Raw genomic sequence first — 25314 nt, forward strand, 5'->3', positions numbered from 1 at the left:
GGATTCGATATGGCTCCGCTACAACCGAATAACGCCCGATCCCGAGCCCGGCTGGCGGCCGGCTCGCGGAGAGCGTCCCTATCGCCCGGCCGCACCTCGATAACGCGTTCCGCTCTCGAAACGAACCGTTTCGCGTCCGGTATCGCCGGCAAGTACGGATTTAATCAAGACGACTATATCGGCCGGCTGTCGCTGGTCTTCAAGCATCAGCGCGAGCTGGTGCAGCATATCATGGGCGGTTCCAGACGCAGCGATCCGATGACGGTGCAATGGCTGACCCGTCTGCAGCTGCTGCAGGCAGCCATGCCGGCGGAGCCGAAGGAACGGAGCGCCTTGACGGCGACGATCGTGCTGCGGGACGAACGAGTCCGCGGCGTAACGACGCCCAAGGCAGAGCGGCAGGATGCGCAGAATTGGGGCAAGCCCCGGCCGGACGTTTCCGGGCAGCCGTCCGAGCACGCTTATCCCGCAACCCGTGCAGCTTCCACTGCACATGAATCAACCCGCGCTCCGGCGCAAGCCGAACCCGTCCAGACGGGGGAAGACGCCCCGGCAGCGAAGGGGACCCGGAGGAAAAGTCCGGGCGGACGAAAGAAAAAAGCTCAAGACGCCGAGCCTCCTATGGAATCCGCGGATTCGGCAGAACCGGCCGTACCTGCCCAAAGTGGAGCAGGAGCCGCGAAGCGCAGACGAAAAGGCGGCAAGCAAGTTAAAGAGACAAACGGACCCGGTCCGGCTGCTCCCGGAGGTACGGGTAAAGGCGTAATCCGATTGAAGCCTTGGACGGTTCCTCTCCATCACCGTTTGGGAGGACAACCGCTGCCGAATGTCGGCAGCTTGGCCCGCACAACCGCTTCACCCGCCGTTTTTCCGGCAGGAAGATACGGTATAGGCTTGCAAAGCGGCGAGCCGGCATCTCTGCTTGTTCGGAGATGGCCGAATCGCAATATGACTGCCGGTCCGATCACACGGCCGGCCAAACCCGGTTTCCCAAACGAAAACGGGACGTATCCGGCAATCGCCACTGGGCGAACCGGCTACTCCGACGGGGCCGCTTCAACGCCCGTTCGCTTAAATAACGACCATGATAGAGGATTCTCCGTGACCGGACAACGACAGAGGATTCGACGAGGCGTTTCGACAGCCGCATTCGCATCGCTTGCAGAGTCGCCCGGTCCGGAGCCGGTCCGTCTTCCATATAAACACGCTGTACCCGTATCGAATCCGGTACAAGCGCTTGTGCGCTCCGGTGCCGTTATCAGGCGGACCGCCGCCAAGCCTAATGTTGCGAGAACCGCAACGAACCCGCCTGTCGGCGGGAGGAGTCTCATGCTCAGCGGCCGGCCATGGCCTGATACGGATGGCGACACCGCCGCCGCGCACAGGCCCGGTCGACAGGCCGATCCGCATCGTTTCGCTTTGCGGATAAGCCGGCGAGCAGCCGTTATGGCCGGCCATTTGCGGCAGGCCCTGGCGAGAGGCGTCCCGGCGACCGCTGAGCTCCCGGATTGGCAGGGGAGGGACGGGGGCAGAAGGGCTGCACAACCTGCTCCCGGTATTTTAAGAAAAACGCCGGCCGATCCAGTAAGCCTGGCTCCGAGTCCGGTCAAGGCGATGAGGAATAGCCGGAGTACGGCACGTTCCGCGGTCGTGAACCGCACGGTTTCCGTTCGTTCCGATCGTCCGGGATCGCCGTACACGGCCATAAACGTACAAGTTGCTGACAACGACGACGGGACGACGGCCGGGAACAGGACGCGAGACAACCGCCCGGCAGACCGGTTATTTGTTCCAATACCCGCTTCGGATTTCGCCAATGAGACCTGGAAGGCAAACCGGCATATCCTGTCGGGGCAGCCATACAGCCCGGAACAGCTGCGTCCAGTTCCGCTTTTTATACAGCGTATATACAAGAGCAATTCGACTCTTGCAACCGAGGGGGCACATGAGCTCTATAGCGAGAAACCGAAGAGTAGACGACAAACGGCCGATTCCGCAGCAGGCTTGAATAAAAGCGCAAAAGGTGCGGTTGCGGTTGAACGAAGCGTATCCCCTGCCGGCTCCGCCGATATCCGGCTTCCGGAATGGACGGTAACTGCAAGGGGCACGCCGATGACCGATGCGGGAACGCGGGGCCGCAGTCCGACAGAGATGTTGGGCCGCCCGGCCGGGCGGAGCGGATTCAAGCCAACCGACGTTTTGCGTCGTTCGGCAGACGAGACGGCCCCTGACCGGGGATCGCGGCCGGATATGTTGCCCGACCCGCTGGCCGGGGCGGATCTCCGCATGGCTACTTCTAAGGTCGCTTCGAACGATCTCGGACGGAGCCGGAGCTCGGCCGGCACGAAAGATGATGCCGGGGAAGCAGAATTATTCGGCACTCGTTCCGCTGCCGCCGATATCCGGCTCGCGGTACCGCCGCCGGCTGCGGCACCCATGCTGTCAACCGCCGGAATGCTGCAACGCCGTCTGGCTGCGATGTTGGGCGGGATCTCGGAGCGGAGCGCGTTTCAGCGAACCCATGTTATGCGCCATTTGGCAGACCGTTCTATGGCTGATCCGATTCAGCGATTGAGAACGGATGGCCGGCGAGCCAGTCGGACGATCGGTTCGCTGCCGACCGGTAACCCGGCAGCAGACCGTGATCAGCTGCGGACAGGCCGGATGCAGAAAGACGGCAGCCGTCCGGAATACCCGGCGGCGGGGCACCGATCCGGCAGTCCGACAGCAGGCAGCCTACTCCAGATGACTGTCCGGATGGACGAGCCGCATGATGATGCGGGAACGAGGCGCGGACCGCTTTCCGTCTCCGGCCTGTCACACGGGCCGAACCGGAAAATCGGTTCCTTGCGCGCACCGGAGCGGTCCACCAGGAGGAGCGGGATAAGGTCTGAAGCTCCGCCTATACGCCCGGATGATCTTTGGAACGATGTACATACGATCAGCAGCCCGGAAGAGCGGCGATTGCAGCAGCGCCCTCGCAAACCGTCTCTTTCCGCTGATCCGACTATTCTCAGAACTGGTTCCGCCGCACCGCCGCTTTCGACGCTCTCCCAGTCAGAGGGCGTACCCGGAAAAGAGCCATTACACGCAGCCGGAGGGATGCGGCCTGCGGCCCGCTCGTTGTCGCTGCTGGCAGACGACAGGACGTTACTGGCGAATCGGCGAGGTTTCGCGGCGATTCGAGGCGGCCCGGCTCGCTCGCCAATAGGCGGGAACGCCGATCGGGCGAGCCGCGAGGCAAACCGGTCCGGCCGGGTGACACCGGCGGATAGGCGGACGAGTCACGAAGGGCCGCGGCCGATCGGTTTCGCATCCGGCAGCGGATGGCGGCTCCAGGCGGAGACGCCGTCGATATGGCTTCGCAGGAAGCCGGGTGCAAGCGGCGGAACCGCAGAGGAGCCGCTGACCGCCCATCGGCGGAGCGGACGAAGTGCTGCGATGGCGGTCAGCCGACCGATGACGACGCTGCAGGAAGCGGGAGAGAACGCTCAACCGCTGCGGCGCAAGGGGATTCAGCCTGCACATGCGTCTTCCCTCGTTGCTGATTCACCCGGATTGTCCGAGAGACAGACGGCAGCCGTCCGATTCGCGCACAAGGATAAAGCGGAACCAGCTGCCAGCCGATATCCCGGAGAACCGACGAACAGGACAAGCGCGGGGAGCCCGTTATCCCGTTATGCGCCTTCCGGTGCGGAGCCGTCTGCAGGCGGAGCGCGTGCAAGCGAAACTGCCGGTTTCGCAGCCGCGGTTCCGACCCGTCTCGCGGCTCCGGGGAGCTTGGACGGGTCTTTCCGGCCCGCCCTTTCGCAAGGCGGCACAAATTTGACCGTCTATCGCAGCTTTAACCAATTCAGCTCCCGAACGAATATATACCGACCCGCGCGATTGCCGGGTCTCCCGGGAATAAGCGCCGTCGCCGGGAGGCGGACGAATGCGGCTGTTGCGGCGGTTCCGGATCGTCAGCCCGCATCGCGCGGACATGACAAGCTCACGATCATCCGCAGCGATCGGCTGACGTTCCGCCCCGCCTCGGGTGTGTATCAAGCGAGACCGGTTATCAGCGGCCTTGGCGGACCGCTGGCGGGGGGACTAACGAAACGGACAAGTCCGGGAGCCGGAGAACAACGGTCCGGCACAGGACAGAGCCCCGCTGCGAGTGGCCCGGCAGTAACGGTCGGACTTCGCGGGATGGGATCGCCGGGAGGCGCCTCGCCCTTATTGGAGCCGATCCGGTTGAATCGCCCGCTCCCGGCTGCGGCTTCGCAGCAGGTGCCGGCAACTGCACTCCCGCCGACCGGGCGCGAGTCGGCGCTTGCGCGGGTTGCGGCTCCGCTGGAGCACAAGCTGGAAGCCGCTGCCGCTTCGCCGCCGCCGGCCAGCTCATGGGCCGAAGATCCGGCCGAGCTGGATTACCGCCGGGCACCCCAGACAACCGCGCCGCCGGCTGCGGAGACCGCCCGTGAAGAAGCGGCTCCGGCGCTCGACTTGGGCGAGCTTCAGGAAATGGTGAAGAAGCTGCCGCAGTTCGATATCAAAAAAATCGCCGACCGCGTCTACCGCGAGATCGAGAAAAAGATCCGCTTCGACAGGCAGACGCGCGGGTTATAGTGCGAGTTCAAAAAGTCCGGTTTTCAGCACCGAGAAGATGGGATGACGGGGTCGAAGCACGTTTGGATTCGCCGGACTAACAGGAAAGGCAGTGAAACCGATTGGCGCTCAAAAAAGCGATGATCATCGTTGACCGGGGCAACAGCAAAGAAAATATCGAGGTGTTGTTTAACCCAAGCGAATACGCGATGGATGCGAGCAATCATTACAAATGGGAACGGGTTCCCGGGCTGTCGATGCCGGTGGGGCAGTTCGTCAGCGGCAATACGACGACGCTCACGATGGATTTATTTTTCGATACATACGAAAAAGGAACGGACGTGCGGGATTACACCAGAAAGATTACGGGCCTGCTCGATGTGGAAAGAGAGCTTCACGCTCCTCCCGTATGCCGGTTCGTGTGGGGGTCCGTCGATTTCAAAGGCGTCGTCGAAAAAGTGGCGCATTCGTTCACGATGTTTCTCGATTCGGGCATACCGGTGCGCGCGAAGCTGAAAGTTACGTTCCGTTCCTGGTATACGAAGGAGGAGCAGCTGCAGCATATCCCCCGGCATTCGTCCGACCGGACGAAACAAAAGATGCTGAGCCAGGGCGAGGAGCTGTGGATGATCGCCGCCCATGAGTACAAAGACCCCGGGATGTGGCGGGAGATCGCCAAAGCGAACCGGATCGACAATCCGGCCAGGCTGCAAACCGGAAGACGAATTACTGTTCCGAGGCTGGACTGAGCGATGGCGGAATTAAAGCTGGAAACCGACTCGTACCCGTTCGCCAGTCTGGAAAAGAAGTACGCTCAATTTTTTGCTCCGGCCGCAGTCGTCAAAGTAAATGGAAGCAAAATCGACGACAGTATTCCGCTCTCCATGGTCCGCGTCGAAACGACGACGGAAGCGACTGCGGATTCGTTCCTGATCCGCGTCACCAATGCGTATGAATGGGATACCGGCAGCTGGAAGTGGCTGGACGTATTCGAGCTGGGCGCTTCCATCGACATCTCGCTCGGTTACCTGGACAAGCTCGAGCTCGTATTCAGCGGATATATTACCTCCGTCACCGTGGAATTTATGGAGAACGACGGCGGCGTTGTGAACGTCAGAGGGATGGATTTAAGCTTCTTCATGATGAAGGGGACCCGGATGCAGACCTGGAACGACAAAAAGTACAGCGATGTGGTCAAAGAAATCGCTTCGAGGCATAAAGCTACGGCGCATGTTGACGATACGACGATCAAGCTGCCGACGATCTCGCAAAATATGATGGACGACTTTCATTATATCCAACATTTGGCCGGGCTGCTCAACTACGACTTTTTCGTGGTCGGCAAACATCTCTATTTTCGTAAACCGCTCACTCAGATGACGCCGGTGACGACGCTGGCGCTGGGCAAAGAACTGCGCTCGCTATCGATCGAGCACAATTTGGCCGAACAGCTGACCGGGGTGAAGATCCGGTTCTGGGACGATAAGGAGCAGAAAGTCGTCCAAAGCGAATCCGGATCGATCACGAAGCTGGGCAGCAATTCGAAAACCGGCAAAGACGTACTCTCCAAGATCGGGGATTATACGGAAACGTTATATATGAACGCCAGCTCGAACGACGAGGCGAAAAACTACGCGGACGCTTACCTCAATCACCGCTCGATGAAGCTGGTGACGGGACACGCCGAGTGCATCGGCATTCCGGAGATACGGGCCGGACGGTACTTGAAGCTGAGCGGGGTGGGCGATACGTACAACCAGACGTATTACATCACTTCCGCCAGCCACGTTCTCGACGATGACGGCTATGTGACGCGATTCCAGTTGGGAGGGAACGCCGTATGATGAATTTTCCCGCAGAACTGTCGCCGAACGTTCTGAATACGCGTATCGACGGCGTCATGATCGGCATCGTAACGAACAATAACGATCCGGACAAGCTGGGCCGGGTCAAGCTCCACCTGCCGCTTCACGACGAGAAGGCTGAGACCGGCTGGGCGCGGATCGCGACGATGATGGCGGGCAAGGAGATGGGCAGCCTGTTCATCCCGGAGGTCGGAGACGAAGTGCTGGTCGCCTTTCACCTCGGCCAGATCCGCTATCCGATCGTCATCGGCACGTTGTGGAACAGCAAGCAGGCGCCGCCTTCTCCTGCGGACAAAAACGACGAGCGGAAAATCGTATCCCGCTCCGGAAACCAGATTTTATTTACCGATAAAGCCGGCGAAGAAACGATTACGATCAAAACGAAAAAAGGGCAAACCGCCGTCTTCGCGGACAAGGACGATTCGCTGACGATCGCCGACAGCAACGGCAACAACCAAATATCGATCCAGGGCGGCTCGGCCAACGAAATTACGATATCCAGCAGTTCCACGGTAATCAAGATCGACGCCAAAGGCAGCGTGAAGATCGAAAGCGCCAAAGAGATCAACATCAAATCGACGCAGGTCAATATCGAAGCTTCCGCTACGATGACGATCAAGTCGGGGGCCGCGCTCGATATCAAGTCGGACGGAATGATCAATATTAAAGGGACGATGGTCAAAATCAACTGATTCGGCGTGCCGGCGGCGGAAAGCTGCGCAGAGGAAGGAGCGCGCGATTACGATGTCAAACGAGTTTTTGGGACGCGGCTGGAAATTCCCGATTCAGGTCGATCCGGCCACGGGGAAAATCCGGATGTCCGAATACGAGGAAGATATATACGAATCGATCCGGATCATACTCGGCACTACGCGGGGAGAGAGGGTCATGCGCCCGGACTTCGGCTGCGAAGTTGCGGAATTCGCCTTCGGACCGACCGACGATACGACGCTTGCGCTGCTGGAGGGCAATGTGCGGGAGGCGATCCGGATCTGGGAGCCGAGGGTGGACGAAGTCGAAGTAACGGCGACGCCCGACCGGGAGATGCTGGGCAAGGTCCACGTCCGGATTCAGTACACGGTCCGCACGACCAACAATTTGTTCAATCAGGTATATCCGTTCTATTTATTCGAAGGCACGCACTAAACGGAAAGAAGGAACCGGCCGCAATGTCCAACCTACATACGGCGAGGGGGTGGAATCGTGAATCCTCCGCAGCTTGATCCCCGTACGATGGCGGATTTATTCGCCCGAATGAAAGAACTGGCGCCGTTTTACACGCCTGAATGGCGGTTTACGCCGGAAGATCCGGATCCCGGTGCCGCCCTGTTCGCCCTGTTTGCGGACATGTACCACGAAAACGTCAAAAGGCTCAACCGGGTGCCTGCCAAAAACTTAGTCGCCTTTTTGAACTTGTTCGACGTATCGCTTCTGCCTGCGCGCCCGTCCGTCAGTTATGCGGCGTTCAAGCTGAATGAAGGCACGAAGGAGCCGGTGCTGATCCAAGCCGGGACGCGGATTCATGCGGCCGGAGCGGACGGAGAAGTTCCGTTTGAGACGGAAAGGTCCGTCTTCTTGACGCCGGCCCGCTGGCACGCCGCCTTTTTGTCGAGTAAAAAACACGATTCGATCGTCCGGGTCCCGGAAGAGCTGCTAACCGATCCGGAGAGGGGGCAAGCTGCATCAACCCCGCTTTTTGTGATCGGGGGCAGGGACAACTTGCAGGCGCATGCGATGTATTTGTCCCATGACGATATGTTCACGGTATTCGAGACGGCTAGAATCGAAGTGGAGATCGGCAATTCGGCCCGCAGGGACGAGGTTCAGATGTGCAGCCAGCTGACCCGGCCGGAATGGGTGCAGTGGCTGTATTCGTCCAAGGACGGCTGGCTTCCGTTCGATGCGGTGTGGGGTGCGGGCAACCGGATCGTGCTGACCAAGTCGACTCCGGGCGAAATTGCCGAGGTTGAAGTGAACGGTACGCGGGGGCGCTGGATTCAATGCCGTCTGCAGCCCCATGAGCCCGGCAAGAAGTCGCTGGCGGAGAGCGGATTGTCGCTCGACCGGATTGCGGTGAAAACGGACTACGAGGACAGCGCCGGTCAGGGCGGACTGCATCCGGACATTATGTTTTTTAACGATATACAAGCGGACCCCGCCGGGTTTTATCCTTTCGGCGACCAGTTCGCCCAGTACGGCACTTTTTACTTGGCGAGCCGGGAAGCGTTCTGCAAGCGGGACGGGATGATCGACCTGTCGTTTTCATTAAAAGCGATCGAAAACCGGTTTATACCGGAGCACGTGCCGGCGATTGACTGGAAATTGGTCATGAAGAAATCGCAGTTCGAGAAGCCCGATCCGCCGAAAGTATCGATCACCGGGGTCATCTGGGAATATTGGAACGGCTCGTCCTGGGTCCGTCTGGACGCAGGCAAAGAAGCGGAGAAGCTGTTCTATCATCCCGGCAGCGAAGCGGTCCGCAAGCGGATCGGCTTCCGGTGCCCGGGCGATCTGGCTCCCGTTTACGTGAACGGGCATTTCAACTACTGGATTCGCGGACGTATTCTTCAGATGGAAAACGCGTACGCTCCGTTCCCCGTGTACCTGTCCCCGTGGGTGGAAGAGGTGAAGCTGGCCTACCGGTATGAGGAGCGGGTGTACGCGCTGGAGCGGTGCCTGACGCTCAACAATACGGTTTATGAAAACCGGACACGGCACAGCCGTTCCGAGAAGGGCGGCTTCGAACCGTTCGTACCGCTGGAAGGCAAGCATCCTACGCTCGTCCTCGGCTTCGACCGCCCGCCGGTGCGCGGACCGGTCTCGATCTACGCCGCCGTCGTGCCGCAGCGGATGAAGGCGGAGGCGGTGCCGTATCTCGAATGGGAATATTTGCGCTCGGCCGCTCCCGGAGTCCGGTCTCAGTGGGCTCCGCTCAAGCTGATCGACGGTACGAAAGGGTTAACCGAAAGCGGGACGCTTCAATTCGTTGGGCCCGCAGATTTCGCCGAAGACGTTGTTTTTGGAGAGCGGGGCTGCTGGATTCGGGCCGTGAACCGGGACGACCGCTACGATCATATCAGCGACAGCGACGATTTTCCGCGGATCAAAGGGTTGTTTTTGAATACGGTAAGAGTCGTTCAGCAGGAAACGGTAGCCGCGGAATATCCGGAAAGCCGGGCGCTCGACGAGGGCGTGTATAAGCTGAGCCGGAAAAATATCGTCTCCGAGGAAGTATGGGTCGACGAGACGGTGCGGATTACGGAAGAAGACCTCGCGGCGTTCGACGAAGCGGGAGAGCCCGAGTACGAAGCGATCCGCGACAGCGACAGGCAGCTTCAGCGCGTCTGGGTCCGGTGGCGAGAGGTCGCCCACTTCGCCGGCTCGACTGCCAAATCCCGCCACTATGCGATCGACCGCACGTTCGGCCAGCTTCGGTTCGGCGACGGGGTTCACGGGCTGGAGCCGCCGAAGGACGGCCTGGAGAAAGTCAGGGTCACCTACCGGGTGACGGCAGGCAGGAAGGGCAATACGCCGGCAGGCACGATTACCGCCCTGCAGAACTCGATCGCCTTTGTCGGCGGCGTTACCAACGTGGAGCCGGCGGCCGGCGGCTGCGATCCGGAGACGATGGATTCGGCCGTCCGGCGCGGACCGCAGCTGTTGAAGCATCACGGCAGGGCGGTCACGGCGGAAGACTTCGAATGGCTGGCCCGGGACGCTTATCCGAATATAGCCAAAGTGAAGTGTATGGCGAACCGGAATGCGAAGATGGAGAAAACGCCCGGGGCAATGACGCTGGTCGTACTGCCCAAGGAAGGCCAGGCGGGATTGCCGGCTTTTCCCGAGCTGAAAAAACGGGTCGAGACGTATGTGCTGCAGCGCGCTTCCTCGCTGGTGGCCTGGTCGGAAAATATCCGGGTCGTCCCCCCGGTATTTCTGGAAATCTCGATTACGGCGGTAGTCGCGGTGGAGCACTTCGACGATGTGCTTCCGGCGGAACTCGAGGCGGTTCAGAAGCTGAACCGGTTTCTCGATCCGCTTGGCGGCAACTTTGACGGACAGGGATGGGAAATCGGGCAAACGGTGCATCCGTCCGTATTTTACGCTTTGTTGAAGACGATCCGTTCGATCTCGTTTGTAGAGAAGCTGTACATGTCCGTCTATATGCTGGAAGACGACCGCCGGGTTGAAATCGACGGTAACCGCCCCCTGCATATTCCTCACGGCGTTATCGTCAGCGGAACCCATAAAGTGTCGGTCCATGCTTTGTAGGATCGGGAGACCAGCAAGGCCTGAAGGCCGGAGAGCGAGGAGATAGACGATGCTGCCGTTGCCCAATTTGGACGATCGCATGTTCGAGCAAATGGTTCGGGAAGCGCGCGAGGCGATACCGAAACTATTTCCCGAGTGGACGGACGAGAACGCCCACGATCCGGGGCTGACGATGCTCGAGCTGATGGCGTGGATGACGGAAATGCAGCAGTATTATTTAAACCGGATTACGGCGAGAAGCGAGCTCAAGTTTTTGAAGCTGCTTGGAGTAAAGCCGCGTCTGGCTGCCTCCGCCTCATGCGAGGTGACCTTTTCCGGTGCGTGTCAGCCTCTCACGATTCCCGGAGGGACGCCGCTGCAAGCGTTCGATCAGTCGTACGAGACGCTTGAGGCGCTCCGGCTGATCCCGGCCGTTCTCGAGAAAGTGATGGTGAGGACCGATACGGCGGCTGGCGATTTTACGGCGAACTTGAAGACGGGCATCGCCTTTTATGCGTTCGGGGCGGAAGCGCGTCAAGGCAGCCGGCTGTTCGTCGGCTTCGACCGCGAGCTGCCTCCGGACACCGATATCGAGCTGTCGGTAAGGCTGTCGGACCGGTACCCGGTAGCGGTCGGGCGAGGCGGTGCGGACCATGAGCCGCCGCCGATCCCGTCCGCTGCGGTATCGTGGAAATACGCGGGCGGTGAGACTGGAGACGGCTGGGTTCCGGTGCAGACGATCGGCGACACGACGGCGAGTCTGTCGCAGTCCGGCAGACTGACGTTCCGGCTGACGTCCCGGATGAGTCCGAGAGCCATGTATCCCGCGGACGATAAGAAGCGGTACTGGCTCGTCTGTGTCCTGGAGCGGGAAGGGTACGAGCTTTCTCCGAAGCTGGAGAGCCTGTGCATCAATGCGGTTCGGGCCGAACAGGTCCGGACCTTCAGCGAGACCGTCCATTTCGACTCGGACGGAGAAGCCGGACAAAGCTGCGAGACCGCCCGGTATTTGGCTTGGACCGGGCGTGTCGTCGTGCAAGTTCGGGAAAAGCAAGGCGACTGGCGGGAATGGAGAACGGTGGAAGATTTGGAGAATTGCCGTGCGGATGACGAGTGCTGCGTCCTGTCGAAAGACTCTTCCGCCGGTTCGCTCCGGATCGATTTCGGAGACGGCCGCCAAGGAGCGGTCCCGCCGGCCGGCCAGAACCGGATTCGTCTGATCGCCTTCGATCCGGCTGCGGAAGACCGGCTGTGGGTCGGAGCGAGCAACGGATTGCCGGATCAGGAGTTCGACATTTCCCGTTCGGGCACGTTCCGAAGTCCAGGCATGCAACTGCAGGTCGCCTCCCGCGATAGTGTCTCGGGACAACTGACGTGGGAGGACTGGAGCCAGGTTGACGACTTTGACAATTCCCGGTCGACGGACCGGCACTACATATACGATCGGGCCGAAGGGCTGATCCGATTCGGCAACAATGAGCAAGGCGCCATCCCGGCCAAGTCGGGCGTACCGAACATCCGGTTTGCCGCTTTGCAGTCCGGCGGCGGGCAGCGGGGGAACGTCAAGAAGGGCATGATCGATTCGTTCGCCGCCCGACATCCGGAATGGGCCGGCATCGAAGTGACCAATCCGGCCGCAGCCTCCGGCGGCACCGAGGAGGAGACGCTGGAGAACGCCAAGCTTCGGGTGATGCATGAGCTGAACAGGCCGACAAGAGCCGTGACGGTTGAAGACTACGAGGCGATCGCCAAAGAAACGCCGGGACTGCGCGTCGCCAGAGTTAAGGCGATTCCGCTGTATAAGCCGGACATGAGAGATTATCCGCGGGAGAAAGCGGCCGCGCATATGACGGTCGTCGTCGTCCCTTACAGCGAGAGCGAGAAGCCGCGGGCCGGCCCGGGGTTTCTGGAGACGGTCCGCCGCCACTTGGACCGGCACCGACTGCTCACGACGGAACTGCATGTCATCCCGGCCGAGTATATTCAGGTCACCGTACATGCGGTCGTCGTGGTCGAGCCTTCCTGCAAAGACAACCCCGCGTTTATCGTAAACGAGCTGGGACGTCTTCTCCGCCCGATGGGGCATGGCGACGGCGAAGGCTGGCGGTTCGGCCGGACGGTGTATAAGGGTGACGTATACGGGGCGGTAAGCAGGCTGAAGGGTGTCGTCTACGTGCAGGATCTGTGGCTTGACGCCGAAGGGACTGCGGTGCGCAAGGACGGAGGGGGCGACATCCATCTTCCTCCATACGGGCTCGTTTATTCAGGAAAGCATGAGATTGAGCTGATCGGCGTGTCGGACTTGTAGAACCGGCGCGCCAGGTGCAGCGGCTTGCTTAAGCTTCAGACAGGGGGGGACCGCATGCGGCGGGCGGCACGGTTTTTCTCATTCAACAAACCGGCGGACTGGCACAACGGCCGGATGGCCAATATGAGCGTTCGCAGCTCGGGAATTTCCATCGAGCGGACGGACAAATATTCGGTGTACAAATCGGTACATTCGTACGAGATCGACGGTGCGGACGAAGTGGCCGATTTCGCCTTAGGTCCGGGCAGCAAGCTGTACGTGCTCGACACCCGGGCGGGAATTTGGGTGCACGACTACGAGAACCGCCATACGGAGCCGTTGTTTTCGCCGGGGCACCAGCTGTTTACGAACCGGTCCTATCTTGCGGCAGAGGGTGACTGCCTGTACATGGCCGACCCCGGCGGAGATAACCGGATCAGCTCCGTAGCGCCGTCCAACGGCCAGCTGTTATGGACGGCCCGGCGCTGGAACGGAATCGAACTGTACCCGCTTGCGGCGGCAGCCGACAAAGGGCGCCATCTGTACACGGTCGTTCCGCTCGATCCCGCAGGCGACGCGCCTGACAGCGCGGAGGTGCCGGCCGGGAGCCGCATCGCCGTCCTGCAGTGGAATTCTTCGGGAGAAGTCGTCCGCGTATTCGAACACGAAACGATGCGGCTGGACAGCGCCGCTTCGGTTCGCGACCTGTGCGGCCGGTTTTCTCTCGCGAGTGCAGGCGAGGGCGAGCCGGTGCTGCTGGATTCGGTCCGCAAGGCGGTCACGCGGTTCGGCCGGTACGGGGAAGACCCCGCGGTTACCCGGACCGTTCAGACCGGTACGCCGGCCGGGGTGGCCGTAGATGCCGAAGGCGCCGTGTATGTAGGAGACGGAAGTCGTGACGGTTCTTCGGAGGACGAGCGGTTTATTTTCCAATACGCGGCTTCCGGGGAATGTACGGCAAAAGTATCCGGTTACCGCTCCCGGGTCGATAAGCTGCTCCATGACCGCAAAAACCGGATCTACGCGCTCGACCGGGAGAAGGGCGTCATCACTCTCCTCGAGCTGCAATCGCGGACGATGACGCTGGCGGATACGGGCTTGCCGGAAGCGTGGTACGTGTCGGGAGAGCTGGACAGTGTGGAGGAAGAGACCGAGTGGCACAAAATCGAGCTGCTGGCCGATATTCCGGAAGAAACGCAAATCCGCTTTTCCTGCTTTGCCACGGACGAGCGGTACGGCGTACTGGAAGGCGAAGTCGTCGATTACAGCGAGTATTTTGGCAATCCGGACATCCCTCTGGCGCGCAAATGGAAAGCTTCGCGCCACTTATGGTCGGAGCCGATCGTCAATCCGCGGGACGCCTTGCTGATGAACGCCAAAGGCAGGTACTTGTGGTACCGTCTCGAGCTCGCCGGCAGCGAACGGACGGCCCCGGTTGTCAGCAAGCTGCGCGTTCATTTTCCGAGACAGTCTCCGATCGTCCACCTGCCGTCCATCTATCAGGAAGATCCGGGCGGTTCCAAGTTTTTGGAACGGTTTCTCGCCTTGTTCGGCACGTTTTTCGCGGAAATGGAAGAGAAGATCGACAAGATCAGCTCCACGTTCGATCCGGACGGAGTCGCCGGTCCGTACTTGACCTGGCTCAGCCGCTGGCTGGCTCTTGATATCGCCGAGAACTGGGACGAACCGAAGCTGCGGACGCTGATGAAGCGGGCGCCCGAGCTGTATAAATTACGCGGAACGAGGCAAGGTTTGTCGCAGATGCTGCATATTTATACGGGAGTGGAGCCTTTCATCGTGGAGCAGCACCAGCTGAAGCATATGCAGGAGTCGTCCGAGCTGCGGCAGATGTTCACCCGGTTGTACGGCGACAATCCGTACTGCTTCTGCGTGATGCTGCCGCCGGAATGCGTGCGCAGCGACAAGCAGCGGATGATGGTCGAGAACATTATCGAGGATCAGCAGCCGGCATACGCGGAAGGCAGACTCGTCATCCTGCAGCCGTGGATGCATGCGGATATGCATACGTACATCGGAATCAACACGGTGCTGTCGGAGCCGACGCTGCTTACGCTCGACCGGCAATCGTCCATGCCGCACGGCACGGTGCTTATCGATGTGGACCGGGATAAGAGGATCGACATCCATACCCGCCTGGAACTGGACTCGGGCTTGGAATAAACCGAAGGGAAGGGACCCCAATGAAAAAATCGCGGTATTACCCGTTCGAAAGGAACCGGTATTTTTACGGCAAGCTTCTGACGGTCCGGGACTTCGAATCGGAGCAAAAATATTTCAACGATAAGCGGCGCATGATGAACCGGCTGTTGTTCGGCAGCGGCGTCATTACGGGGATGCAAGTGATCGCCGTGGACGACAAATCCGTATCGGTTGAGATGGGGGCGGCGATCGATGCGCTCGGGCGGGAGATTGTTGTACCTGCTCCGGTTACACTGAAGCTGTCTATGATGGACGGCTTTACGAATAACGAATACGCCAAAAACGTCTACCTGTGCATCTCTTACGACGAGAAGGGCAAGGAGCCGGTCCATTCGATCGCCAACTCGACGGTTCGTTCCGATGAAGTGAGCGAGTACAACCGGATGCTGGAAAGTTACCGGCTGTTTATCCGGGAGGAGGCTCCGGACCCGTCCGAGCTGCCGATGTCCGGCCTGACGGAACAGACGGTCGTCCTCTATCAGAACTCCCAGGTGCGGGTGCTGCAGATTACGCCGAAATATGTGAACCCTGGGCAGACGTTCCACGCGATGATCCGGATCGAGAAGACGCTGCAAGCCGGTAAGGTTGAGCTGGAATACGAGCTGGCTACGGAAAGGCTCGCCGCTCCCGGCGGCAGCACCGTCCGGTTTGCCGAGCCTTCGGACGCCCAGGAGACCGAATATGAATTTCAAATCGAGCTGTGTGCGGATGCTGTCGGCTCCGGGAAAGCCCAGATCGGCGTTATCCCCGGATCGGCCGTACTGCGCGTAGGTGATAAGCGGATCGACGGGATGTCCAGAGAAACGGGAGTCGTCCATATTATGCACGGCTCGGTCGAAGAGCAGCTGATGGACGATTTCCTGAAGCAGCCGCTGGAAGTGTCGCTGGAATCCTCGTCCGATCCGTGTATTTATTTGGCCAAAATCGGCTTGCTGCAAATGGGACCGACTTATGTGATCGAACGGGTGGAGCAGGTTCCGTTCGGCGAGTTCGTCTATAATCCTTCGGCGGCGTACCGTCTTACCTTGGCGGAAGCAAGACGTAACCGGAGCGTTCCGGCGGGGCCGGACAGCATGCCTGAGCTTTCGCCGGCTCTTGTCCGCGAAGCGATGCGGAGCGCCGAGCGGGATAAGGAAACACCGGAAGCGGCGAAGAAGACGGAGCCGGCCGCTCCGCTGTCCGGCACGGAGGAGCTGCGCAGCGGCTTCGTTGATATCCCGATTTCGCCGTTTGCCAAGTCGGCTCTGTCGTTCGGCAAGGCGGTCAAAAGCTTCGTATCCCAAGAAATCGAGCACGGTTACGGCCCTGGGGATGTGTATATCGTGACGAATATCGAGGAACGGACGTACGACGCGGTATCGGATATGCTGAACAGCGGCCAGCGCGCTTATTTCGGGGCGGCGGACGTATTTACGGGGAGCGAATTCGAAGCCGAACTGCCGGATATCCAGACCGGTATCGTCGCTTACCCGCAGAAGGGAACGTTCCGGATCGGCATCAAGCTTCGCCAAGTAGCCGAGGCGCGGACCGTACGAGTGCGCTGGTGGGCGTACCGCAGCACAACGGGCGAGGGCGAGGGGGCTGCCGAGGCGGAAACGAAGGGCAACCCGGGGATCGTCACGTTGTCCGAGGCGGCCGTCAGCCTGGAGAACAAGCCGGAGTAAGCCGTAGGAACAGGCTGCTCCCACGGCCCGTCCGCGGACCGGGAGGTCCGATAAGACAAGTGAAGAGGCTGTCCCCTCGCGGGAGACAGCCTCTTGCTTGCAGAAACGGGCGGCTTGTTATCGCTTCGCCCGTTCGATCGCCGAAATATCGAGCTGGAACGCAGCGCTCTCGCCTTTGTTGAAGGTGAGCTCATACAAGTAGTCGCCGCGGTAATACCGGTTGACCGTCATTCCGCCAGGAGCGGACGCGCGAAGCTCCAGCACGGTATAGCCTTCTGCATTCGTCTTCTCCGAGCCGTTAAACGTCTCGATTCCCGGCTGGAGCACCGAGAGCGGCTTGCTGCCCCATACCGATACTTCGGAGACAACGGCTTCCTTCGGATTGGACTTGGAGGGAGCGGCAAGAAAAGACATCTGGTAATCCGGATAATGCAGTTGGAACTTGAGACTGGCGGTGTCGGCCGCTGCCGTAGAGACTGCGGCGCCTGCGCCGGCAGCCGCGCTTGCGCGATCCGTACCGGCGGTGCCAGCCGAAGCGTTCCCGGCCGCGGTCATGTCCAGCGGCTGAACCTGATCCAGCAGCGCGACTTCTCCCGGCTTGCCGAGTAGCTCTTCGATCTTTTTGCTGGGCAGGCCGATAAACGATTGGAGGCTGATCCGGCCTTGCTCGAAAAACGACTTCAGCACCGGGGTTCCAGCCGAATCCAGCAGTGTCCCGACACCGTCGTACAGCCCGTCGACAAAATCGCCTTTGTAAAGCGGTTTGCCTGAGGCGTCATACGCTTCGCCCGTTCCCGTCAACAGGCCGCCCCGGAACGTTCCTTTCAGCCGGACAACGCCGTTGTCGTCCGATAGCTCGCCGGAACCGGCGTAAGCTCCGGCGGCGAACTGGCCTTTGTACTTGACCAAGCCTGTGGCCGGGTTGTACTCGGCGCCTTCTCCGGAGTAGCGTCCGCCTTTAAACGCTCCTTCGTAGACGAGCCGCCCTAATTCATCGTACTGCTTGCCGGTTCCGTTGAATTCGCCGGCGGCAAATTCGCCTTCGTAGCGGATCTGGCCGTTCTGTCCGAACAGCTTGCCCGCTCCATGGTACATGTTCTCGAGGAACAGCCCTTCATAGAGCAAAGAGCCGTTATCGGCGTACAATTTGCCCGCGCCGCCGAACTTGCCGTTCTGGAATTCGCCGGTGTACCGGATCTTGCGGTCGACTTGGAACAGCGTCCCGGGACCGTTGTACTGGTCGGCAGCGAACTGGCCTTTGTAGAGCAGCTTTCCTTGCCCGTCGTACAAGGAGCCGCCTCCTTGCTTCAGGCCTTTGTCGAATTCGCCTTCGTACAGCAGGCTTCCCGTCTCGCTGTACAGCTTGCCGCTTCCCATGTAGAGACCGCCTTCGAGGCCGCCCGTATAACGGGGCTGCTTGGCCTGGTCGACAACTTTCGCTTGGCCGGATACCGTCATCGCTTTGGGGCTGTTCTCGATAACGACCGGGACCCGGTTGAACCATTTGTTTACGAGGGCGGGCGGTTTAATAAACAGGAAGTACGAGAGAACCAGTACGATCAGGACTGCGACGACGAGAAGACGTTTTGATACGTAATAAGAACCGACCGCTACGTAGTTTTTCAGAGACGTTTCTCTCGTCCCGATTATTCCTTTGACGGCGGCCTGGAACTTCTTGATCAGGATGCCCGGAAGCTTTTTGGCCTCCCGGAGCGGCCTCAGCACTTTGTAGACCAGCGGATTCAAAATCGGTCTGAACACATTTTCAAGCGTCTTGGTATTTAAAGCCAACGAGTTCACTTCCTAACGCATAATATCATGGTACTTGAATGGTCATCTGACCGGGCTGGACGATCTGAATGACGCCTCCCCAATTGCACATGCACTTGGACGTATTATTCAGCGCCGGCATATTGCCGATCTGCACCGTCGGACAACCGGGCGCCCACGGCGCGGCGGTGACCGGGACGCACGGAACCGGAGTTAACGTTCCGAACTTGGCCGCCGTAGCGGCCGCGACCGCCGGATTCGCCATGGATTGGCACATCCCGAAAGGCAAGATGTTCAGCATCGGTTTGTTGTCCATAATGTTCGCGATCGGCATCGAAGTGATCACCCGATTCGCTGGCAGCACCATCAAAGAACTGGGGGCGGCACCGAAGCTGCACTGCAGCATGGCCCCTCCGCAAACAACGTTTCCCATTATCACATTCTTCCAATCTTGTTCACCTATATAGATGAAGAGATGATATAATTAGTTTCATAGTACTAGAAAAACCATCGGCCAGCAATATATTCCAGGTACAAGAATCGACTTCCGGAGGAACTAAATTTCCGGGAACGGCTTGAAGTACCGGGGTCAGGCCCGGATGGGGGCCAAAAAACGCAGTTGCAGCACGGCAGGGACTTTTTCACTATAGCGGTGAATCGGGATGTATCCAATCAGTAAAAGGAGAGCCTCACTGTGAACATGGCAAGCCGAATGAAGCTCGGACTGGCTCTACTGCTCGCGATCGCCGCTCCGATGGCGGTTTCTCCCGGAGTGGCGGGAGCGGAGCTGAGATCGCTGACGATGACCGAGGCGGTCGACCTGGCGCTTAAGCGCAGTCCGCAGCTCCGCGACGCGCGAAGCGAAGTCAGGCTGAAGGAAGCGGAGCTCGAGCAGGCGCATTACGCGCAAAAAAGCGAAGAGGAGAAAGCTGCCGGCTTGTTTGCGAAGCCGAAAAATATAAGCCAGCAGCTTCAAATCCGGATGAAGGTGCCGCAAGCCCGCATGCAGCTGGAAGTGGGACGCGAGAAGCTGAGGCAGCAGGCGCTCGAGGTGCGATTCGAGACGGAGAGCACGTATCTGCAAGTCTATCAGGACATGCAGGCGGAGCAGAAGGCGCGGCAGCGGTGGGACGAGGCCGGGAAGGCGCTCGAAGCGGTCCAGCAGCGGCTGAGGTACGGGCTGGCCAAGCAGCCGGACAAGGAAACGGCGGAGGATGCACTTGCCCGGGCGGCTTCGGCATATAAGCAGGCGCAGCTTGTAGCCAAGGGCTCCCGGCTGGCGTTCGGAGAGAAGCTCGGGGAACGGACGGAACTGCCCTTTGCGATGACCTTCGAGCCGCTGTATGCGGACCTGTCGCAAAACGCCTTGCCGGGATATATTGCGGAGGCGCTGAAGACGAATATCGGCTTGATTCAGGATATGCACAATCGTCGTCTCGCAGACGAGAAGCTGAGCGCGACACGTCATCTGTACGCTGCCAAATTCGGTGCGGCGCGCATGAAAGTGTTCGACCGGATGTATGCGGGTCAGCCCGTCGATATGGACCTGTTTACGGCCAGCTACGAGTCGCTGCTGGACCAGGTGCGCAGCGATTGGGAAGGGTATGTGTGGATCGTCCTCCCGATTCCGAAGCAGCTGTTTCAGGGCGAATTCGACGGCTTGCGTTATCTGGACGATCTCCGCAACGGCTTGCCGCTGGCGACGATGGAGCAGCAAGCGGCGGAGTTGAAGGAGAAAGAGAGCAGGAGCGCCGTCATAACGGCCGTCAGGCAGTCGTATCTGGATGCGAAGGGCGCGGAAGAATCGTATGCCGAAGCGCTCCGGGCGCGCGATACGGCGTTGGAAGCCCAAGAGAAGACCGAGTCGATGATCCGGCTCGGACTGGCGGCTTCGGAGCAACGGACGGAAGCGAGAGAAGCATTCGAGCAGACGGAAGCGGCTCTCCTGACGTCACAGATCGCCTACCTGAACGCAGTCGGCAAGCTCAACGCCGCTGCCGGGGGAGCGCTGGTGCGGACGTACCGGCCGGGTATTCTCCCTTACGAGACGATCGACGACGGATTAGGAGAGGCTAAGCCGCCTCCGGACAAGCCCTTCTCCGGCAAATGGACTTTAAAGCCGGCGGTCGGCGAGCTGCTGAGCGAATTTACGGTGAGCCCGGACAAAAAGCTGAAAGCTACCGATTATGCGTTGTTCGATTCCAAAGGAAAGCCGATCGCCGGCAGAACCCCGGCCGGCAAACCGGTTCGCGTTCTGAATCTGCATGTCGCCGATCCTGCCCAGGTCAAAATCGTCTTGTTCGCAGGTACGGAGACGATCGGGGAAGCGAGGCTGGAAGGCGGATCTTCACAGGGAACATTTCGGGTCGAGGCAGCCCGGCCGGCCCCGTCTGCGCCTGTCGGCGAAGCCGAATCCGAATCCGCCGCAGCGGCGGTCATTATCGGGACGGTTAAGGTGGCGCTGGACGCGCTTACGCCGGAAATTTACCAGGCGGCGTCTTCTACGGTGAAGCCGTCCGGACAAGGACTGTTTTACAGTCCCGACGGGACAGCCTGGTTCGGCATGGACCGGGTGACCGGCGCGGAATCGCTGAACGATCCGGCAGGGAAAGCGGCTTTATCGCCGGATGAGGTCGACGCCCTACGCGTCACGATGGAGGTGCCCGGCAAGGGCGAACTGAAATCGCTCCTGACCCCGGACGAGCTGGATCAGGAGATCGCCGTTCTCGCCGCGCAGATCAAGCAATTGGAGGCGGAGCAGGAAGCGGCCACTGCCGCAGGCAAGCTGGATATGCTTGCGGGACTGTCGACCCAGCTCGAAGATGCCAAAACAAGATCCGCGATGCTGGAAGCGCTCAAGAAAGGCGAGACGGCGGAAGCTCTGCGTCATCTGTCGCTGGTCAACAATCCCGAGGCGATCATGGCCAAGCTGGCGGCGCCTGAAGCGGAACCGGGAAGCGGCACGGAGCCGCAAAGCCCCGAACTGCTCGAGGCGCAGGCGGAAGACGCGAAAGCCGCCATGCTTGCAGCCGCCGCGGCCGGGGACAAGGACGAAGCGCTGCAAGCGATGAAGACGCTTGTGGAACTGCTTGGCGCTGCGGCCGATCAGTCCGGCGGCATAACAGAGGGTCTCGAGGTGCTAGCGAAGGCCAAGTCGGCCATCATGGCGGACAAGAAGTCGGCGGAAGCAGCCGGCGAGACGGAGCGGCTCGAATCGGCCGTCCGCACGCTGTCTGCGGTCGAAGCTGCGGCGCGGCAATTGGAGAAAGAGCTGCTCTTTGCAAGGATCGATGGCTTGTCCGGGCTGCTCGATGAATGGATGGCCACGGAACAGGCGCCGGACGGCGCAGCCGCGGATATTCAACCGGCGATCGCCGCGGAACTGGGCGGGCTGACGGCAGAGCTGCTTGAACGGATCAAAGCGCTGCAAATCGAATCTTACACGGAAGCGGAGCTGCAGGCTCTCGGAGCCGTGGCGGAACAGATCGCAAGCGAGCCGGGAAGCCGCGCGCTGCCGCTGCCGGTGCAAAACCTGATATCGCCCACGATCCCTTTAAAGCTGGACGTGCCTCCGGTTGTGCTGGACGGCCAGGCGTTCATTCCGCTTCGCGCCGTATCCGAATCGTTAGACGCGGCGGTCGAATGGAACGGCGATACGCAAACCGCTACCGTCAGTACGGAATACGGAACGGCCCAGCTTATGATCGGCAGCGGGACGGCTTATGTGAACGGCGTGCCGGTTGCGCTGGATACGGCCCCGCTTCTGATCGCGGAACGGACGTACGTCCCGCTTCGCCTATTGGCCGAGGCGATCGGACTTGAGGTCGTCTGGAACGCCGCCGCGTTCACGATCGAGCTGCACGAGTAAACCGGTGGATGGAATACGAGAAAACGAGGAGAAGCCCATGAAGAAGTCCGTAGCGGTATTGGTGTTTGCCCTGCTGCTTGCCGCTGCCGCGGCCATGTTCGTGTTCCAGGAGCGGCACCTAATTAAGCAAAATCCGCTGAGCCGCGAACTTCCGTTCGTCAGTCTCTCGAGGGCGATTGCCGATCAGTCGGGCAATCTGTACGTCATTGACAACTCGAAGAAGACGATTCACAAGCTGGACAAGGAAGGCACGCTGCAATACTCGATCCACAGCGAGGCGGGCAGAAACGGAGAGCTGTTCCGGTTCAACGATATGGCCGTCGACGAGTTAAACCGGCTGTACACGGTAAGGACGCTGCTCGATCCTTACGGACTTACGGTCAAATCGGAGCAGATCGTCCGGTACGACGCGGGCGGTAAGCTGGAGCGGGTATTGTTCAATCAGGACTACAACGATCCCAAAAACAAACGGTACCGGATCGGCGGATTGAAGAGCCCGCAAATCAAACAGGGCGAGTTATACTTTTTCAACGACGAAGTGAGTAAAGTGACCGAATACCGGTTCGCCGAAGGAGATGCGGAGCCTAGGGCGGTATACGCGTTTAACTTGCCCGGCAACAAATATTTGGCCGAAATCGACGGGATCACCGCGGGGAGCATTTTTTATTCGGCCCGCAGCGGAGAAATTTATCAGGCGCTGGCGGACGGAACGTCGCGTATGGTTTATCCGCTGCCGGGGCTTGACCGGACGAGGCGCAACTTTCCGGAAAGCCTGAGGCTGGATTCGGCGGGACGGCTCGTCTTCATCGATTACAATTCGCAGGCGATCAGCCGTCTAGATCCGGCACAGCCGTACATCATCGAGGAACTGGTCAACACCGCCAAAACCGAGGCCAGCGGCATCAGTATCCCGTATGAGAAGACGGACATCAGCCTGAGCCCGGACGGCGGCATCATCATCGTGGACGATACGCAGATGAACTTGCGGACGGCGGACGGCACGCTGAAGCCGTCCTTGCAAAACGCGCGTTATTCGGCCGGATACGTGGCGTACCGGTGGATGTTTTGGACGGTTGCGGCGCTCGGCGTGCTGCTGATTCTGTTTGCGTTCAGACTGATCTATATCGATCTGCTCGACAGACGGACATCGCTGCTGTTCAAGCAGGCAATCGTGTTCATCCCGGCGGTCGCGGCCGCTATGGTGCTGCTGTCGACGCTGATCTTCAACAATTTCGTATCCAAGATGGATGAGGAGACGTACCGCGAGCTGTCGCTGCTCGCCGCGAACGGGCAAAATCTGGTCGACGGCGACAAGCTGGAGGCGATCGACTCTCCCATCGAATATCGCGGAGAGACGTTCAACGCGTTCCGTCAGAAGATTAACACCATGTTCGACAACAACTCCGACAGCGCCAACCGCGGCTTCTACAAGGCGGTATACAAGGTGGAGAACGGGCTGATCTACCGTATCCTGGAAGATGACGACGAGATGCATATGTTCAACCCGTTCCCGATGACGGACGAAAACTCCAAGGTGGCGTCCGAAGGGAAAGTGATGACAGGAGGCTGGAAGGACGATACCGGCGTCTGGAACTACGCGATCGCACCGATCTACAACTCGGCGGGGAACATCGTCGGCGTTTTCGAAACGAGCAAAAACATGGAGTCGCTGCTGTCTCACCGGCGGGAACTGCTGCAGACGATCGTCCGCAATATCGTGGGGATCTCGGCGGGACTGCTGGCCGTGCTGCTGCTAATGACCTTCATTCAGCTGTCCTCGCTGCGCAAGCTGCGCCGCACGGTCGGAGACATCGCCCGGGGCAACTGGGACACGGCGGTGAACATCCGCACCCGCGACGAGATCGCCGATCTCGGCGAAAGCGTCAATACGATGGCCGAGCGCATCCGCGAATATATCGGGAAGGTCGAGGCGTTAAGCCAGGCGTATTACCGGTTCGTGCCCCAGCAGTTTTTGCGGTTTTTGAACAAGGACACGATTCTGGACGTCGAACTGGGCGATCAAGTCGAACAAAACATGAGTACGATGATATTCAATATCCGCAGCTTTTACATGCTGTCCAAACGGATGACGCCGGAACAAAACTTTAATTTCGTCAATTCGTTTTTGAAACGGTTCGGGCCGTACGTGCGCAATAATAGCGGGATGATCAACAAATATTCCGGAGCCGGCTTTATGGCGCTGTTTCCCGGCCAGGCGGACGATGCGCTGAAGGCGGCCATCGAGATGCGGCGGGAGGTCGAGCTTTACAATACGCACCGCGCCAACTCGGGCTACCGTCCGGTCGATATCGGAGTCGGCCTGCACAAAGGGCCGCTGCGTCTCGGCATTATCGGCGAGGAGCAGAGACTGGAAAGCAACGTCATCTCGGACAACGTGAACGTATCCACGATTCTGGAACGTTTGACGGAGCCGCTGGGCGCTTCGATTCTGATCACGGATAGCATCGTGCAGTCGCTGGACGGCTCCTCCGGTTTCCAGTACCGGAATCTCGGCCTGATTCAAGTGGGCGGCATGAAGGAGCCGCTGCATCTATACGATGTATATCAGGGTGATCCGGATACGATCCGGACGCTTAAAGACAAGACGAGGGCGCGGTTCGAGGAAGCGGTCACGTATTACCAGGTAGGCCGGTTTTACGATGCGCGGGAAGCGTTTTTGATGGTCATCAAGCAAAACAGGCAGGATAAAGCAGCTCAATTGTACTTCTATATCTGCGATGAATATTTCCAGAAAGGCACGACCGAAGACTGGAACGGAACATTGTCGGTTTCCTGACA

13 protein-coding genes are annotated in these 25314 nt (G+C 59.8%); 11 read left to right on the top strand and 2 right to left on the bottom strand.

Going from position 1 to position 25314, the window contains the following annotated elements; all coding sequences use genetic code 11:
• Positions 1-9 precede the first annotated feature (9 nt).
• From PV433_RS29100 to PV433_RS29140, 9 genes are all read left to right on the top strand, one after another.
• Positions 10-4611, top strand: coding sequence for a hypothetical protein (locus PV433_RS29100; protein ID WP_332075504.1), 4602 nt, complete (start codon positions 10-12; stop codon positions 4609-4611).
• A 101-nt stretch (positions 4612-4712) separates the two neighbouring features.
• A complete protein-coding gene (locus PV433_RS29105; protein WP_332075505.1) occupies positions 4713-5339 on the top strand; it encodes a CIS tube protein in 627 nt (208 codons plus the stop codon).
• A 3-nt stretch (positions 5340-5342) separates the two neighbouring features.
• Positions 5343-6434: a phage late control D family protein gene (locus PV433_RS29110; protein WP_332075506.1), complete on the top strand. Its 1092-nt coding sequence runs from the start codon at positions 5343-5345 to the stop codon at positions 6432-6434.
• Positions 6431-7147, top strand: a complete 717-nt coding sequence (locus tag PV433_RS29115; protein ID WP_332075507.1) for a phage baseplate assembly protein V — start codon at positions 6431-6433, stop codon at positions 7145-7147. The genes PV433_RS29110 and PV433_RS29115 overlap by 4 nt, the downstream gene beginning before the upstream one ends.
• Before the next feature lie 52 nt (positions 7148-7199).
• Positions 7200-7601, top strand: coding sequence for a GPW/gp25 family protein (locus PV433_RS29120; RefSeq protein WP_190930626.1), 402 nt, complete (start codon positions 7200-7202; stop codon positions 7599-7601).
• 57 nt (positions 7602-7658) lie between these two features.
• Positions 7659-10727, top strand: a complete 3069-nt coding sequence (locus PV433_RS29125) for a baseplate J/gp47 family protein (RefSeq protein ID WP_332075508.1) — start codon at positions 7659-7661, stop codon at positions 10725-10727.
• Between the two features lie 49 nt (positions 10728-10776).
• On the top strand, positions 10777-13014 hold the full coding sequence (locus PV433_RS29130; RefSeq protein WP_332075509.1) for a putative baseplate assembly protein: 2238 nt from the start codon (positions 10777-10779) through the stop codon (positions 13012-13014).
• Between the two features lie 54 nt (positions 13015-13068).
• On the top strand, positions 13069-15174 hold the full coding sequence (locus PV433_RS29135; protein WP_332075510.1) for a phage tail protein: 2106 nt from the start codon (positions 13069-13071) through the stop codon (positions 15172-15174).
• Between the two features lie 20 nt (positions 15175-15194).
• Positions 15195-16877: a hypothetical protein gene (locus PV433_RS29140; RefSeq protein WP_332075511.1), complete on the top strand. Its 1683-nt coding sequence runs from the start codon at positions 15195-15197 to the stop codon at positions 16875-16877.
• A 117-nt stretch (positions 16878-16994) separates the two neighbouring features.
• On the opposite strand, the gene PV433_RS29145 is transcribed toward PV433_RS29140, so the two are convergent.
• Together PV433_RS29145 and PV433_RS29150 are read right to left on the bottom strand one after the other, a co-directional pair.
• A complete protein-coding gene (locus PV433_RS29145) occupies positions 16995-18668 on the bottom strand; it encodes a hypothetical protein (protein WP_332075512.1) in 1674 nt (557 codons plus the stop codon).
• A 25-nt stretch (positions 18669-18693) separates the two neighbouring features.
• Complete coding sequence (locus tag PV433_RS29150) at positions 18694-19080, bottom strand: DUF4280 domain-containing protein (RefSeq protein ID WP_190930620.1); 387 nt, start codon at positions 19078-19080, stop codon at positions 18694-18696.
• Positions 19081-19347: 267 nt separating this feature from the next.
• On the opposite strand from PV433_RS29150, the gene PV433_RS29155 reads away from it, so the two are divergent.
• Positions 19348-22515 (top strand): stalk domain-containing protein, encoded by a 3168-nt coding sequence (locus tag PV433_RS29155; RefSeq protein WP_332075654.1) that lies wholly within the window; start codon positions 19348-19350, stop codon positions 22513-22515.
• A gap of 37 nt (positions 22516-22552) precedes the next feature.
• The gene (locus PV433_RS29160; RefSeq protein ID WP_332075513.1) at positions 22553-25312 is read left to right on the top strand and encodes an adenylate/guanylate cyclase domain-containing protein; all 2760 of its coding nucleotides are present in this window, start codon (positions 22553-22555) and stop codon (positions 25310-25312) included.
• The last annotated feature ends 2 nt before the right edge of the window (positions 25313-25314 follow it).

Origin of the sequence: Paenibacillus sp. GYB004 (assembly GCF_036577605.1) — a bacterium.
Classification (GTDB): domain Bacteria; phylum Bacillota; class Bacilli; order Paenibacillales; family NBRC-103111; genus Paenibacillus_AB; species Paenibacillus_AB oceani.